Origin of the sequence: Desulfobotulus mexicanus, assembly GCF_006175995.1 — a bacterium.
In the GTDB taxonomy this organism is placed as follows: Bacteria; Desulfobacterota; Desulfobacteria; order Desulfobacterales; family ASO4-4; genus Desulfobotulus; species Desulfobotulus mexicanus.
Map to the genome: position 1 here is coordinate 16061 of NZ_VDMB01000029.1, position 14730 is coordinate 30790.

At 49.7% G+C, this 14730-nt stretch carries 14 protein-coding genes; 4 read left to right on the forward strand and 10 right to left on the reverse strand.

What is annotated here, in order from left to right; translation table 11 throughout:
• Positions 1-30 precede the first annotated feature (30 nt).
• The 7 genes from FIM25_RS15040 to FIM25_RS15070 all read right to left on the reverse strand — a co-directional run bounded on the left by FIM25_RS15040 (position 31) and on the right by FIM25_RS15070 (position 6277).
• Positions 31-1581: a metal ABC transporter permease gene (locus FIM25_RS15040; RefSeq protein ID WP_139450678.1), complete on the reverse strand. Its 1551-nt coding sequence runs from the start codon at positions 1579-1581 to the stop codon at positions 31-33.
• A gap of 61 nt (positions 1582-1642) precedes the next feature.
• Positions 1643-2263 (reverse strand): Crp/Fnr family transcriptional regulator, encoded by a 621-nt coding sequence (locus FIM25_RS15045; RefSeq protein WP_179953429.1) that lies wholly within the window; start codon positions 2261-2263, stop codon positions 1643-1645.
• 19 nt (positions 2264-2282) lie between these two features.
• Positions 2283-3044: a metal ABC transporter ATP-binding protein gene (locus FIM25_RS15050; RefSeq protein ID WP_139450680.1), complete on the reverse strand. Its 762-nt coding sequence runs from the start codon at positions 3042-3044 to the stop codon at positions 2283-2285.
• Entirely contained in the window at positions 3037-3519 is a 483-nt protein-coding gene (locus FIM25_RS15055) for a hypothetical protein (protein WP_139450681.1), read from the reverse strand. Before FIM25_RS15055 ends, FIM25_RS15050 begins: the two co-directional genes overlap by 8 nt.
• A 13-nt stretch (positions 3520-3532) precedes the next feature.
• On the reverse strand, positions 3533-4468 hold the full coding sequence (locus FIM25_RS15060) for a metal ABC transporter substrate-binding protein (protein WP_139450682.1): 936 nt from the start codon (positions 4466-4468) through the stop codon (positions 3533-3535).
• A 49-nt stretch (positions 4469-4517) separates the two neighbouring features.
• Positions 4518-5468 (reverse strand): GTP cyclohydrolase, FolE2/MptA family, encoded by a 951-nt coding sequence (locus tag FIM25_RS15065; RefSeq protein ID WP_139450683.1) that lies wholly within the window; start codon positions 5466-5468, stop codon positions 4518-4520.
• The gene (locus tag FIM25_RS15070) at positions 5408-6277 is read right to left on the reverse strand and encodes a glycosyltransferase family 2 protein (protein WP_179953430.1); all 870 of its coding nucleotides are present in this window, start codon (positions 6275-6277) and stop codon (positions 5408-5410) included. Before FIM25_RS15070 ends, FIM25_RS15065 begins: the two co-directional genes overlap by 61 nt.
• A gap of 538 nt (positions 6278-6815) precedes the next feature.
• Here FIM25_RS15070 and FIM25_RS15075 point away from each other — a divergent pair.
• The gene (locus FIM25_RS15075) at positions 6816-8753 is read left to right on the forward strand and encodes a hypothetical protein (protein WP_179953431.1); all 1938 of its coding nucleotides are present in this window, start codon (positions 6816-6818) and stop codon (positions 8751-8753) included.
• Positions 8754-8961: 208 nt separating this feature from the next.
• On the opposite strand, the gene FIM25_RS15080 is transcribed toward FIM25_RS15075, so the two are convergent.
• Together FIM25_RS15080 and FIM25_RS15085 are read right to left on the reverse strand one after the other, a co-directional pair.
• Positions 8962-10344 (reverse strand): sigma-54-dependent transcriptional regulator, encoded by a 1383-nt coding sequence (locus FIM25_RS15080; protein WP_139450686.1) that lies wholly within the window; start codon positions 10342-10344, stop codon positions 8962-8964.
• Positions 10314-11828 (reverse strand): sensor histidine kinase, encoded by a 1515-nt coding sequence (locus tag FIM25_RS15085; protein WP_139450687.1) that lies wholly within the window; start codon positions 11826-11828, stop codon positions 10314-10316. The genes FIM25_RS15080 and FIM25_RS15085 overlap by 31 nt, the downstream gene beginning before the upstream one ends.
• A 258-nt stretch (positions 11829-12086) precedes the next feature.
• On the opposite strand from FIM25_RS15085, the gene FIM25_RS15090 reads away from it, so the two are divergent.
• The 3 genes from FIM25_RS15090 (at position 12087) to FIM25_RS15100 (ending at position 13844) form a co-directional block, all read left to right on the forward strand.
• Entirely contained in the window at positions 12087-12467 is a 381-nt protein-coding gene (locus FIM25_RS15090) for a DUF4168 domain-containing protein (protein ID WP_179953432.1), read from the forward strand.
• 352 nt (positions 12468-12819) lie between these two features.
• Positions 12820-13221, forward strand: a complete 402-nt coding sequence (locus FIM25_RS15095; RefSeq protein WP_179953433.1) for an SRPBCC family protein — start codon at positions 12820-12822, stop codon at positions 13219-13221.
• 23 nt (positions 13222-13244) lie between these two features.
• Entirely contained in the window at positions 13245-13844 is a 600-nt protein-coding gene (locus FIM25_RS15100; RefSeq protein ID WP_139450690.1) for a hypothetical protein, read from the forward strand.
• Between the two features lie 381 nt (positions 13845-14225).
• Here the strand turns inward: FIM25_RS15100 and FIM25_RS15105 are convergent.
• On the reverse strand, positions 14226-14730 hold a 505-nt coding region (locus FIM25_RS15105; protein ID WP_139450691.1), incomplete at its 5' end, for a Crp/Fnr family transcriptional regulator.

Consider the following 14730-nt stretch of genomic DNA (forward strand, 5'->3'; position numbering starts at 1 on the left):
AAAACACCCTAACATCGGTTTTTATACAATTCAAGCCTGCTCTGTCCGGGAAAAATCCGGCTGGCAGCTTTTTTCATCCATTTCCACCATAAGGGCGTCCGCAGAAGCATGATCCAGCACAAGGGGTTCGCCTGAGGGGAGGACGAATTTCCATTTTTCGCCAGTCTCATCCCTTGCCTTAAGAAAAAGCGGCATGTTTTCCTTTAGCTTTTCCCTGAGAAATTCCGGAACCCTGCGGATTCTGGCCTGCTGCCCCGGCCTGAGGAGGCTTGAGCTGAATATAAAGCCTTTTTTGTGCAGGCAGGGATCCTGTGGTATTTCGCTGCCATGGGGGTCTGTCATGGGGTGTCCCAGCAGATCGTCGAGATTTTTAAGCAGATCCGGATCATGGATATGCTCCAGTTCATGGGCTTTTTCGTGGATTTTTTCTTCATCAACACCGGCATGGGCCAGATAGGATTCCCATATTCTGTGGGATCTTCGGAGAGTCAGGGCTTTTTTTCTGCCTTTGGGACTGAGGTGTATAAGGTCAGTCTGCCTTGTGATCTGCCCTTCCTTTTCAAGCCGGGCAAGGGCGCGGCCCAGCCGTATTCCCGTTCCTGCCGTTTCAAGGAGAAAAGCGGGTGCAAGGCCCATGGGATCTTTGCGCAGCAGTCCGGCCAGTATGTCTTCTGTGATTTCATCGGGAATATGTCGGATTTTTCTTATGTAGCGGGTAAGGATGCCATGTTCAGGAGCGATCATGAGTACGACAAGAAACTGCAGGGAGAGGAAAAGCATGATGGCTCCGCCGCCAGCCACATCCATGGCATAGGCCAGAAAAAGTCCGCAGATGGCTCCGTTCACGGCAAAGAGAGCGGCCAGTATCATCATGCGGTCCAGCCTGTTGGTTAGCAGGTAGGCCGTGGCCGCAGGCGTGATGAGGAGCCCCACCACAAGAATGACACCCACCATGCCCACGCCCACCACCACCACAAGGCTGACACAAAGGGTTAACAGGCCGTGGAAAAGGCCTACGGGAATGCCGATGGCAGCCGCCATGACAGGGTCAAAGGCCGAAGCCTGAAAGTGGCGGAAGAAGAGGAGAATCAGGGTGAGGACAATGCAGCAGACAAAGGCCGCAAGCAGGATATCTGCGTTGGAAACTGCCAGCACGTCTCCCATGATAAAATGCATGAGATCAATATGAATATGCTCCCTGAAAAGGGAGACCATGACAACGCCTAAGGCAAAAATGCCTGTGTACATGATGCCAATGGCCGTATCTTCCTTGATACGGGAAACACTGGACACAAAGTGTATGAGACCTACCGTCACCACGGCGGCCACAAGGGCTCCGAAAAGCATGGCTGGGGCATGGGCTTCCACGCCGAAAAGAAGTTTCATGATCAGATAGCCTGCGGCCACACCGGCTATCATGGCATGGGAGATGGCGTCTCCTAGAAAACTCATTTTCCTCAAGATGACAAGGCAGCCCGTAACACCGCAGACCAGACCCACCAGAATGGCGGCCATGAGGGCTTTGATAAAAAAAAGATGGGACAGGGGGCCTTGGAGGTGGCCTGCAAGATCTGCCAGCATGGCATTTCCTTTTTTTCAGTATGGATTTCAAACCCATAAGCCAGGTAATCCGACGGAAGGGTCAGGATTCCTTTGCCGTATTTCTTTCAGTATTTTCAAGCCTTGCAGTCAGTTCCATAATATGCAGGTTCTGTGTGGCATTCAGCTCCGTTAACTGTGTAATCAATATTCCGGCTTCTTCCAGCTCTTCTTCTTTCTGCTGGAGAAGCTGCTTTATTTTTAGCAGTTCTTTTTCTGTTTCCGAAAGCCTGCATGTGGTTTTTGCCAGCCGTTCTCTGGCCAGCTGGGCGAGACTGCTGCAAAAGTTTTCCCGGCTGATTCTGTTTTTGAGAGCCGGATGATCCAGTACCGACATATCCAGTTTAAAGCACAGGGTTTTGCACAGGGCATCCACATTCGCTGAGCGGGCGCTTCCTTCCAGTATGCTCATTTCTCCGAACATGTCTCCTGTACGCTGGAAGGAGGCTATCATTACTTCATCTTTGATAACAGCGACTTTACCCTCGATGAGCCAGTATACCCAGTTGTCATACTGGCCTTCCATGAGAATTCTTTCACCGGCCTGATACTCAACGATCCTTGCGTAGCCTTTTTTGAAGAAATGATCGTTGATCTGGCTTGCCGTAAAATTTTTCAGAACATCTAATCCTGCCAGTATGTCTACAACCTTATCTTTTATCATATGCGGCCCGCATCCCGTATCAGGGTTTTGAATTGATGGATGGCAGACTGGCAAAGCTCTGCATCTGCCCTTCATAAACTTCCGAAAGCAGTTCTTTTTGCAGTACATCTTCAGGACTTCCAAAGGCCACAAGTCCCTGTTTGATCAGGGCTATCAGGTCAAAGTAACTGGCTGCCGTGGCAAGGTCATGGTGAACCACCACCAGGGTCAGGCCCTGTTCCCGTGCTTCCTTCAGTACAGATAAAATCGCCTTTTCCGTTACCGCATCCACACCGGCAAAGGGTTCGTCCAGAAGAAGGATATCTGCTCCCTGACAAAGGGCCCTTGCCATGAAAACCCGCTGCTGCTGACCACCGGAAAGGGCACCTATCTGCCTCTGGCCGAAGTCTTCCATGCGGACAGCCCTGAGTGCTTTTAGGGCGGCGTCCCTGTCTTTTTTGCCGGGATTGCGATACCAGGGAATCTGGCCATAGCGGCCCATGAGGGTGACCTCTTCCACTGTGATGGGAAAATCCCAGTCAACGGAGCTGCGCTGGGGCACATAGGCCATGCGGCCCTTTGCTTTTTCCGCGGGCTCCCCCATGATTTCCACCCGGCCAACGTCTTTTTTTACAAAACCCATGAGGGCTTTGATCAGGGTGGATTTTCCTGCGCCATTGGGGCCGAGAATGCCCACCAGGCTTCCTTGGGGAATATCGAGGTTAACATCCAGAAGGGCCGGGCGCAGACCGTAACTTACCGTAAGGTGCCGGGTGCGAATGGCTGGTGTGCCATCATTCATGTCTGCTTTCCTCTGCTGCAGGAAGTTGCATAAAGAGATGAAGGGGGCCATCGCTGCTCCAGGCCGTGGCATCCCTTATTGCAAGGTCTCTGTCAAGGATGCGCACCCTTAAGGCTGCAGGCCTGTTCAGGTCAGTATCTCCCGAGGCATGAACGCTGTATTCCGTTTCACCGCTACCGGGGTGGATGGTGAGCAGTATGGGAGTTTTTTCAGCATTAAGATCCATGAAACTGTGAATCTGTCTGCCGTTTTCATGCACAAGCAGGCCGGAGGGGGATGAAGAATCCAGGGCAAATGGATCTTTGGACAGATCAAAGGTGGTGCTTATTTCCATGATAAGGCTGCGCATGATCTGGTTTTCATGGTTTCTGTCCATGGGAGTTGCTGGTTTTGTTCTGCCCGGTCCGGACAGAACAAGCCATGCCGTGGCAGCACAGAAAATCCATACAAGAAGGATAAGGGAAAAACGCTTCACTTTGTCCCCTTTCTTAACGGAGAGCTTCCACGATGGTCAGGGTATTTTCCCTCATCATGCCGATGTAGGTTTCACCTGCGCTGCCCGGAGGGCCCATGGCATCGGAATATAGGGAGCCACCAACTCTGATGCCAGCCTGTAAGGCAATTTCTTGTATCTGACCCGGATTCACGCTGGTTTCTACAAAAATGGCCGGAGCGCCCATTTCCCGAATGCTTTTCATGACCTGACGGAGTCTTGCCGGTGTGGAACCGGCCCCGACCTCGCCTCCCGTTGACCAGCCCACCGGAGCCAGGCTGAGGTAGTTGTTCTGCGGGTTGAAGCGGTATTCCCTGCAAAAATAGTTAAAGGCATCATGGCTGGTGACAAGGAGCCGCCTTTCGGGGGGGATGGTGGCAACTCTGGACCTTATCCATGTGTCCAGCACCCGGAGCTGCTGGAGATAGAGTTCGGCTCTGGCCTCAAAAAGCGCTTTGCCTTCAGGGTCCATATCGGAAACGGCTTTCAGAATATTGCGTACATAGACGGCGGCATTTTTAGGTGAAAACCAGGCATGGGGGTCAAGGATGCTTTCTCCATCATCCTCCACCTCAAGGGGTGTTATGCCATCGGTGCAGGTCACAAGGGGTTTGCCGCTGGCCCGGGCAAGGGTTTTCATCCAGTTTTTACCTTCCAGCATCAGCCCGTTTTGTAGCACCAGATCGGCACGGGCAACCCTTTCCGCATCCCTGGGAGTTGGGGTGTAGGTGTGTGGGTCGGCACCGGCTGCCAGAATGCTGTGAACCTCCCAGCGGTCACCGGTAATGTTTCTGGCAAAATCCGCAATCTGCGTTGTGGAGGCCACAATGCGGCGGGGCGTTTCTCCATGGGCGGCTGGCATGAGGGCCGCTGAAATCAAAAGGGTAAGGAAAAAGCTCACAAAACGCTGGGTTCCTGAACAGATATTCATGGTTCTGGCTTCCTTTTTTATGGGCGGTGTTTTCAGTCTTTTTCTGTAATCAGTTATTTTCTTTTAGCACGGAAAGAATATCCCCCATGGTGGTGTGGATGCTGGCGATCACGTCATGGGTATGGATGCTTTCCAGGCTGTCGGAACGGATACTGATGAGGGTGCTGGCCGGAAGAATTTTCCCGAATCTAAGTCCTGCCTGTCTGGCAGTTTCCCTTGTGGTGTCTTCTGCAAACTGGGGGCTGGTGTGGGCTTTGAGTACCACTTCAGCTTCATCTGTTCGCTTAAGCAGGTCTGAGGTTACATGGAGACCTGCGTTGAGGCATTCAAACAGATCTGAAAAGCCGGGTACATTCCCATGCCTTTCCATGGAAAGCCTTGTGAAGGATCGCTGGGAGTGGGTAATCAGGGGCATATCCGTGTCCGTTTCAAAGAGGACCCGGTTGTAGGCCTGGGTACAGGGGCAGGCTGTGATGTGGTGGACCCCTGCGGATACGGTAATCCGGCTGCTGCTGTGTCCTGCTGAAGAAAAGACCAGGGCTCTTGCGGAAACCTCCAGGGTGTCCAGTGAAATTTTCTGGCTGGCCGGAGTCTTCTGCAGTATGGGAAGTTTGCCCTCAATGCGGACATCGGCCCTGTCGCCTTCCTGGGTTTTTAGAATGCCCTCGGCAAGGGCTGCAGCATACAAAGCGATGTCGGCAAATTCTTTTTCCAGAAGTTCACTGATTACGGCTTCAATGCGGGACATATGGATACCCTTGATGTGGCCCGGAAGGTTTACCCGGATGTCGGCTCCAAAGGGAGTCAGGCCACTGGGAAGTTTTATCCAGACGGTTTTATTGCCAATACCAACTCCGTCAATGGGAAGGCGGAAATCCGGCACTTCTTCCGGGATATCCGTACAGGTGGCCAGCACCCGGATATGATCCTCATCGGAAATCATGGGGCCGTCAGCCCCGCTTCTCTGGCAGCAGTATAAAAGTCCTGGATGCTTCTCCATGTGTCTCCTTTTTCTAAAGCAAGTTTTTTTAAGGCCAGAAAGTGTTCCTGATTTTCCGGGCCTGTACCCGGAAGTGTAGATACGGCAGCCTTGAGTCTGTCCAGCATGGTGATAATGCGCTGCTTAAGTTTTTCGTCTGCACAGAGGCTTTTGGCGTGCAGGGTACGCTCAACGGTAATCTCAGGAACAAAGCATAGCTTTTGCCTTGCGCAGAGTTCAAGGAAAAAAAGCCAGTCCTCCCCCCAGCGGGTATTGGGAAATCCCCCTGCCAGAAAAAAGACATCCCTTCGGACGGCAAAGGCAGAGGGTACCATATCGCACCACCGGAGCATACGGGAAAAGGCGTTTCGGGAAAGATCCACATCCGTATCGGGAATGGTGAAATCTTTTCCGTCCACAAGGTTATGGTTGAAGGCCCTGCTGCATGCAAAGGCGTAGCCCTTTAAAAAGCAGGGGATCAGGCTCTGCAGGTGTGGAGGCCTCCAGATATCATCGGAGTCCAGAAAAAAGAGGATATCCCCTCCGGCGGCCTTTGCTCCGGCATTTCTGGCAGGGCCCGGGCCTAAGCCTTTGGTGCGGATTACTATTACTTCGGGGAAATCTGTGGCCAGCATGGCTGCTGTCCCATCGGATGAGCCGTCATCCACCACAATAATTTCAGGGCTATGGAAAAGATCAGGTGCCGGATGCTGGGCAAGGATGCTTTTCAGGGCCCTTGCCAGCAGAGTTTTTCTGTCTTTTGAGGGGATGATGCATGAAATACTCAATGCTTCAATGTGTTTGTAGATTTCGATCTTCTGCGGGCTCATTGCTTGTGTCCTTAATAAGTTTGGCAAAAAACCTTGTTTTTTTGCTGGCCTGGTTAAAAGCTGCTGCCACTTTCTTTTGGCAGCTCCGGACACAATTGCAGGCATACGTATTTTATCCTGAATCCTCCTGGTATCGATAATTTATATATTGTGGATAGAGCTGGTGTATCCGGAGTGTGTATAAGAGGGTTTTTTTTCTTTTAATTTTTAATTATGATAACTATAGTCAATAAAATAAAAAACATCGTGCATCTTTATAAAAAGTTCCGAGGCTCATAATTTGGACAGAAGCGGTAATAAATAATTATGATATTTCAGATTTACACCATACATTGAGCTTCTGGGTCAATAAAAACAATTATAGTGCGACATCGGTCTGCATTCAGGTCCTTTGCGAGGCTGGAAAACAGGTTTTAAGGCAAACTGGTTTTGCGTAATAGGCAGGACTGCGAAGCAAACACTGTTTGCCAGAGAAAGTGGTGTCTGGTTTCTGTTTTGTTCGGAGTGCAGCATAACATTGTAAAGAAAGGGGTTTGATATGATTTCTAAAAGAGCTTTTTTTCTTGTGTCAGGAGCAATGGTTCTGATTATTTTAGCCGGATGTAACAGCAGCAGTTCGAGTTCAAGTCCTCCGGCAGCACCTCCCTCTGAGCCTCCGGTAACGGCTTCACAAACTTATAAGGACTATAATACAATTTCTGAGTTCAGTAAGACAGTAGGTCTTGCCAGATTAACGTTTATGGCAGCCATGAGCAGTGATTTTCAAAAGCCTTACGGAGAGAAAGATCCTGATGAGGAATCTGTGGCCCGGTGGCTGGAGTTGCAGATGCAGATTCTGGATTCCCTTGATGAGGTGGAAAAGGCTGTGCTTAGAATTGACGAAGCAAAGTCGTCCGTTAAAAAGTCCTATGCTTTTGCCCGCGATCCCATGGGTGTCAGGCTACCAGCGAGAGGGGCGGACGGTAGCAGGGAGTCTAAGTCCCTTCGTGCAGCATGGGATTTTTTGGTAAACGGTCTTGGCTTCAGTGCACAAAGGGGAAGAGAGAGGGTGCTGAATGTTCTTGATCAGATTTCTGACCAGGGAAAACAGGAGGCCTATGAGTATGCCCTGAAGAGCAGGGGTATCATGAACCGTAAGGATGTGGAAGGTAACGCCGAGGCCTTCTGGCAGAGTTTCCGTGAAGGCAAGTATGACAATCAGGCCAATGTTCTTTTCAATGATCTAACCTCTCCCAGTGCAACAATAGTGGATGGAATTGAGTTTGCCGATGTTGCTGAAAGAGGATCTGTTAACGGCAGATCGGATATTGATTCATTTTTAAAGGAAGGGGCTGACCTGACTGAGAAGGGCAGAAACTTCAATCCTTCCATTGATGGCAATATTCTCATGGATGAAATTGAGGATATGGTTGCTTCGGAAATGGAAAAGGAGCTTCATAAGTACGCAGGAAAGCATAAAGATTATCTTGAAAATGTTCATGGTAATGACCCTGAAAAGGCTGCGGATGAATTTGTTAAGTCCATTGATGAACGGCTTCCCGGAGTTCTTGGTGACGAGGAAAAAAACAGAATTAAACAAAGTCTTAAGCGGCTCCATGATGCTGTCATAAGTGATGATGCGGATAGTGCCCAGATGACTGTGATGGATGCGACAGCAGAAAAAGACAGCACATCCATTATAATTGCTGAAGGTAAGGATGATGAAGGAAATCCTCTGATTTATGTCAGTGATAAGAAAAAGACGGGTGCCGGCGGAGAAGAAGGTGTGACCATGACCCTTCCGGAAGGAAGCTGGATTGTGGATGCAGTGAATATTCAAGGGGTAATTGACAGTGTTATTGCTGCTGTTAAGTCGGGGATGGAAACCATTCTGGCTGTGGATACTTCAAGTGAAAAAGATGATGGCACTACAATTGACGGGCAGGGTTGGAAGGTAAGCAGGAGTCTTGTTGGCTCAAGTCAGGGTATTATGACCTGGCAGGTGATTGTCCAGGTCAGCGATGGCGACTTCCCCTTGCAGGTAAAGGTTGATCCTGTACAGGGAGTTACCAGTGCAGAGAGTAAAACACTGTCGGGTCCGGGTACTTTGAGTTTTGAGGTACGGGTTACATCCGATGGTGGCTATGCAAGGGTGAGCAGGTCTGATGATAATGAGTCTGTTCTTATAAGTCTTCCCGGGGAAACCCTTGAAACCTATGTGCTCAACCTCAGTGCAGCCCCTGCATCTCCCCCCGAGGGAGTATCTGTTACCGTGACGGCAAGCATTTCTCCTGCCCATGAAGGTGTGGAGATTGGTTTCAGGGTTGTAGGGACAGATGGTTATACCGATTCGGAAACCGTAAAAACTGACAGCAGTGGTCAGGCACGTATTTTTATTCCCGGTGCTGATTCCGGTGTTCGTGATACGATTACTGCAACTGTTCTGAGGACGGGGTACAGCCGTTCCTTCAGTTATACTTTTGTAGGTAAACCTTGATAGTTTAGTAGCTGGTGTTGACAGATCCGGCCTGTTTTTGTCGGAATAGAGCGCTAAAAAAACTTGCCCGGAGGGTTGCACATTTTAGGTGTGAAGTTTTTCTCAGCCAAAGTACACCAAAAAATGGCAACCCGATGGGTGAGCATAAAGTGTAATATCTGGATCGAAAAATATAGAAGTTGTTGACATACTTGGGGTCACTTCCGGATTATCCTTCCCCCAGTTTTCTGTAGAGGGTGCGCCGTCCTATGCCCAGAATGGTGGCGGCACTTCGTTTATTACCTCCGGTCTCTTTCAGTACGTGCCTTATATAGCGGAGCTCAAGTTCAGCAAGGGGGATAAGTCTGTCAGTGGGCAGGATCTGGGTGCCAGCTTCTGCAATGGGCGACGGGGTGCAATGCGGGTTGCGTATCCGTGCGGGCAGATCTTCCGGAAGAATGAGTTTTCCTTTTGCAAAGGTAACAGCCCTTTCCATGGCATTGCGAAGTTCTCGGACATTGCCGGGGAAGGGGTAGTGGGTTATGAGATCCAGAGCAGAAGAAGAAAAGCCTCTGATTCTTTTATCCATGGCCAGGGCGAACTGTTCCATGAAACGGGCTGCAAGAAGTTCCTTGTCCTCTTCCCGTTCCCTTAAGGGGGGGACCCTGAGGGTAAAGGTTTCCAGTCTGAAAAAAAGATCTTTGCGGAAATTTTCCTGCTGTACATCCTTTTCCATATCCTGATGGGTTGCCGCAAGAATCCGTACATCCACCTGATCTTCCCGATTTTCTCCAACCCTTCTCACCTTACCGTCCTGAAGAATACGCAGCAGCTTGGCCTGGAGAAAAAGTGGCATTTCAGATATTTCATCCAGCAGAAGGGAGCCGCCACTGGCTTCGGCAAAAAGGCCAGGACGGTTTTTACTGGCACCAGTAAAGGCACCCGCCGTATGTCCGAAGAACTCACTTTCCATGAGGTGTTCCGGGATTCCTGCGCAGTTGACTGGAATAAAAGGACCTTTGGTCCTGCTGCTTTCTTTGTGTATGGCCCTTGCCACCAGTTCTTTTCCGGAACCGCTTTCTCCGAGTATCAGGATTGGGCCTTGGGCTTTGGCCACCTGCCGTATCTGTTCGAAAAGCAGTCTCATGGACGTGCTCTGACCATGCATGCCGTGGAATCCTTCGGCAGACAGAAATCCCCGCATTCTGGAAAGGGTTTCCCGTAGTTGTTTTCTTTCCAGAATACGCCTGACACTGAGGATGAAATGTTCCAGATCCAGCGGCTTGGTCAGGAAATCTTCGGCTCCTGCCTTCAGGGCTTCAACGGCCTTTGATATGGTCCCAAAGGCTGTGATTATAAGAAAGGCCGGAGATGGTTCAAGTTGTTTTTTTTCAAGAACTTCCTTTAGAAAAAGCATGCCGTCCATCCCCGGCAGGCTGAGGTCGGAAATCACAAGGTCCGGCCACTGCTGCCGCATTTTTTTGATCCCCTCCTCGGCACTGGCAGCCCAGTCTGCATGAAGACCTGCATCCCGGATTTCATCACTGAGCATGGCAGCCAGAGCCCTGTCATCTTCCACTATCAGTATCCGTGCCTCGTTTTTTTCTGCCATGTCTCTGATGTTTCCTTTTTTTCTGTCTGTTCCGGAATAAAAAGATGAAAGCATGTACCGCCTTCGGGCTTATCTGTGGCTTCCACAAAACCGCCATGCTCTTCCGCTACGGTAAGTACAACGGAAAGACCAAGCCCGGTACCTTCGCCCGTCGGTTTGGTGGTAAAAAAAGGTTCAAATATTTCAGAACGGATTTCAGGGGCAATGCCGGGTCCCTGGTCACAGACGGAAAAGAGAATCCCCCTGTTCTTATATTGCCATGAAAAATTGATTTTTCCCGAAGGTGCACACTGGATGGCGTTACGCAGAAGATTGATCAGTGCCTGTTGAACCCGCATGGTGTCCATGAGGAGGGGCATTTTTTTCTCAGGACCCTCCATTCGTATGTCCGCCGGGTTGATACCTGTTTCTTCGGATACGGCGGCTGTAACGGTGGCTGCCAGTCGGGCCGGTTCCGCAGGAGAACAGCGCAGGGGATTCCTTCTGCTGAAATTCAGAAGCTGTCGTATGATGAGGTCCATTCGTCTGACCTGTCTGCGGATGTCTTCAAGGTTTGTTTTCTGATTTTCCCTGAGATTGTTTTCGCGCAGGGTGCGTTGTGCCTTGCCGCTGATGATGCTTAAGGGTGAACCCAGCTCATGGGCAGTACCCGCAGCCAGCCTGCCCAGAGCCGCCAGTTTTTCTGAATGACGGAGTTTTCTTTCCAGTGCTTCCTGTTTCTGCTGCTGGGAGCGGAGGCTTTCTTCTGTCTCTTCAATGCTGTTAAGCATGTGGTTGAAGCTGATGCCAAGGGAGACAATTTCCCTGGGCCCGGTTTCCTGGAAGCGGTGACTTCGTTTTCCTTCGGCAACAAGCGCCATGCTTTCTGTCAGTCTTCTGAGATGTTTTCCCAGGGCGCGGTGATGTCCGATGAGTACAAGGGCAGACAGGATGACCAGTAGTGCGCCGAGGATCACCAAGCCTCTGAAGCGGATTGACTGAATATGCTCGCTGAATTCACTACCTCTGCGGGTAAGATGGAGAAGGCCGATAATACGTCCCCCCTGGTCTGTGAGAGGAACAAAATAGGAATAGACATGGCGGCCTGCAATACGTCCGTATTCGCCAAGATTTTCACCGTCTGCGGCTAATTCGGTAAGGCGCTCGGTTTCGGGTTCCGGATCAGCAATGCCCAGTCGGAGAATCTCGCTTCCCTGCTGGTCATAGATGTAGGCACTGTAAATTCTTCCGATGGCCAGAGCGGATTCCAGAGCCTGCTGCATGCTTGGCATGCTGTTTTGTTCAAGGGCAGAACCTATGGGCAGCTGAATTGCACGGGCTACAAGTTCCAGATCTTTTTTCATCTGTTCTTCTACCCGGTTTTCTATGGATTTGAGGGCCAGGGCTCCGAACACGGCAAGGGTAATGATGAGGGGGGTGAGCATATAAATCAATAGGGTTGTGCGTAGGCTTGCGGGACCAGGGAATAAAAAAAACTGTTTCATTTTTTCTCCTTCCGACCAAATTTATGTCACATGTGCCATAAAGATACAAGTGTGCAGTGTATGGCTGATGGCGGAAATTTAAGTTTTCTTTGGATCTAAGATTTTTGTATTTAAAGAAATAATGATTTTTTGTTTTTTTGAATGGGGTTGGCATCTGGAATGCAATGCTTAAATGTTCAGATTGCATATCTGTTTTTTGTGCAGTTTTCGTATGTTTTGTAGCAATGAATTAATTGAATGTGTCTAAAGGAGGAGTGTATGTACCAAAGATTTTACGGGGTTCTGGCTTTATGTGTTTGTGTGTTTGCTTTTATGGCAGTCTCTGCCACGGCGCAGGACGCCTATCAGGAACCGGCAATGTCCGGGAAGACCATGGAAGTAAGTGATGCGGACCTGCAGAAGGCTGCGGAAGCGTATGTGGAAATTGTACAGATCAATCAGGCTTTTCAGGAGTCTGTTCAGGATGTGGATACGCCCGAAGAAAGACAGAGCCTTCAGGTTAATGCCAATGAAAAAATGCTGGGTGCTGTTGAAGATGCAGGGCTCAATGCCCAGAGCTACAACATGATAGTTCAGCAGGTGGGAGCAGATGAGAATCTGAGACAGGAGTTCACTGCAAAGCTGAGGGCGCTTCAGTAATTTAAAAAAAAGCCCGGCTACCTTTTAGGGGATAGCCTTGCAAGAAAAGGCCAGTCACCGCCGGATTTCCCAAGACAGGAGATCCGGCGGGCCTGTTTTTATACCCGTCACACAGAAGTACAGACACTAAGTCAATTTGCCCGTGACGCAATTCGAAACGATATCTGCAATGCTCTGTTTTGCTCTGACCCATTGCGTGCTAAGTTAAAAAGTTTCCATAGTGCAGCAGGCACTGTGCCCTTTTTATACAGGACAGGCAGGTATAGTGATTTTATTAACGGATCGGTGGTCTAATTATCATTTTGAGGAATCTTGGTTTATCGAGGCACCATTGAAAAAAGTATGGAACGGAATGGTGCAGGTGGAAGACTGGCCCCTATGGTGGGAGTGCTTGATTTCTTCTTCTTCGCCCGATGCATTGCCTGCGGGTATTCAGGGTAAGACTTACAATACCCGGTGGAGGGGGGCCTTGTCTTATCGTCTCGATGTGGGAGCTGTGATCCGGGAAATCAGTCCGGAAGCTTTAATTCGTGCGGATATCTATGGAGACATTCAGGGTGAATGTCTGTGTCGTATTGAAGAGGAGATGCAGGGTACACGGGGTTTTTTATATTTGAATGTTCGTACGGCTAAGCCATGGATGACCCTTCTGTCCCCGCTTTTAAAAGGTTATTTCAGTGAGAATCACAAGCGTATTATGGTAAAAGGAAAGCAGGGTTTTGTACGCCATCTGACTGAAGGGAAAAAACTTTGAGGTTATTTTGGGCGGGTCTGTGCTTGTTTTTTTTATCTTTTTTTTCTTCTGGTTTTTTCGGAGTAGCAGCATCAGATTCCGTTGACAGAATGCTGGAACGCTTTGATGCCCTGACAAATTATACTGCTCTGCTGGATTCGGAAGGAGAAGGCGGACGTAACCGTATTTATTATACTTATCAGAAACCTGGTTTTATAAGGATGGATTTTATTCAGCCCCATAAGGGGGCCAGGTTGATTTACAATCCGGAGAGTAAAAGGGTTCATCTTCAGCCATTTTCAGGCAGTTTGATTCAACTGCGGCTTTCTCCTGAAAACAGGCTGATCAGAGATCCAAAGGGGCATACCGTGGATCGCTCGGATATAGGTTCTCTGCTCAGGACTGTAAAAAAATATGCCGATGAGGGTATTGTGACCCTGCTCGCGCCGGAATCTGTGGACGGCCTCCTTTGTGAAGGTGTTTTGGTCGAAGCTGTGGATAACACCTGGTTTTTGTGGGTGCATCCGGAGCTGGGTCTTCCCGTTAAGGTAGAACGCTTTTCTGGTAACGGAGAAGGGGAAATCGTTTTTCTTCGCAGGCTGGAAGTGGATGTAGAACTGGGGCAGGATGTTTTTTTGCCCTGATCCGGTTTTCCCTTTTTGCTCTCGCTATGCATCCATCTGCCTCAAAAGGTTATTTGATTGGTAACTTCTGAGTAGCTTAAATTTAGTTCTTTCAATTCAAGCACTTAAAAAGTGACCAATTCTCTGTCTGTGCTCAAAATGATTCTGAATATGACACATGTTACTCTATGACAAGACGCCGTAGCAGGGCGTGAGCTGCTGTTCAGCATCATCTTCACTGGCTAAGAACCATAACTGCCAGGCAGATGCCCCCTGGCTATTTGCCCGTGACGAAACGATTGCAAGGTCACTTGAAAATAGCCAGGGTGCCTTGCAATGGTACGAAACTGCTGAAATTACGATGCCTGAATTACAGAATAAAATGTGTTGAACAGTTATTGCTTACACCGCCACAAAAAGCCTTTCTGCCTGATCATTCTTCCCTGAGGCTATTTCCAGCAGCATGAACCCAAGATCCGGGTCTTTTCGGATGAGACTGCGCATGTCTTCAAGGGATACGGAGAAGGCAAAGACAGGTTCTATGGCTTCCACCGTACTGCCTGCTCCGGGATTTCTGCCCGGTGGCAGGGCCTCTTCCCCTGTGCAGGCTCCGGGACCGGCTACCCGAACGGTGCCGATCCAGCCGCTGCGGTTGTGCCGGTAGGTTTCCACAATACCATCCATGACAAATCGCAGGGCATCTATGGGCTGGCCTTCGGTCTGAAGCCGATCTTCTCCGCCAAAGGATTCCGGTTTCATGCGGCAGGCCAGTGTAAAGAGACTTTCTTCCTTCAGGGAAGAGAAGGGGGCAAGTGCTTGCAGCATGCGTATGCGGTCTTTCAGGGCATGGCGGATAAAGCCCCTGAGATCATCTGGGCCCGGTGTTTTCCAGGTAAAGCCCAGAAGG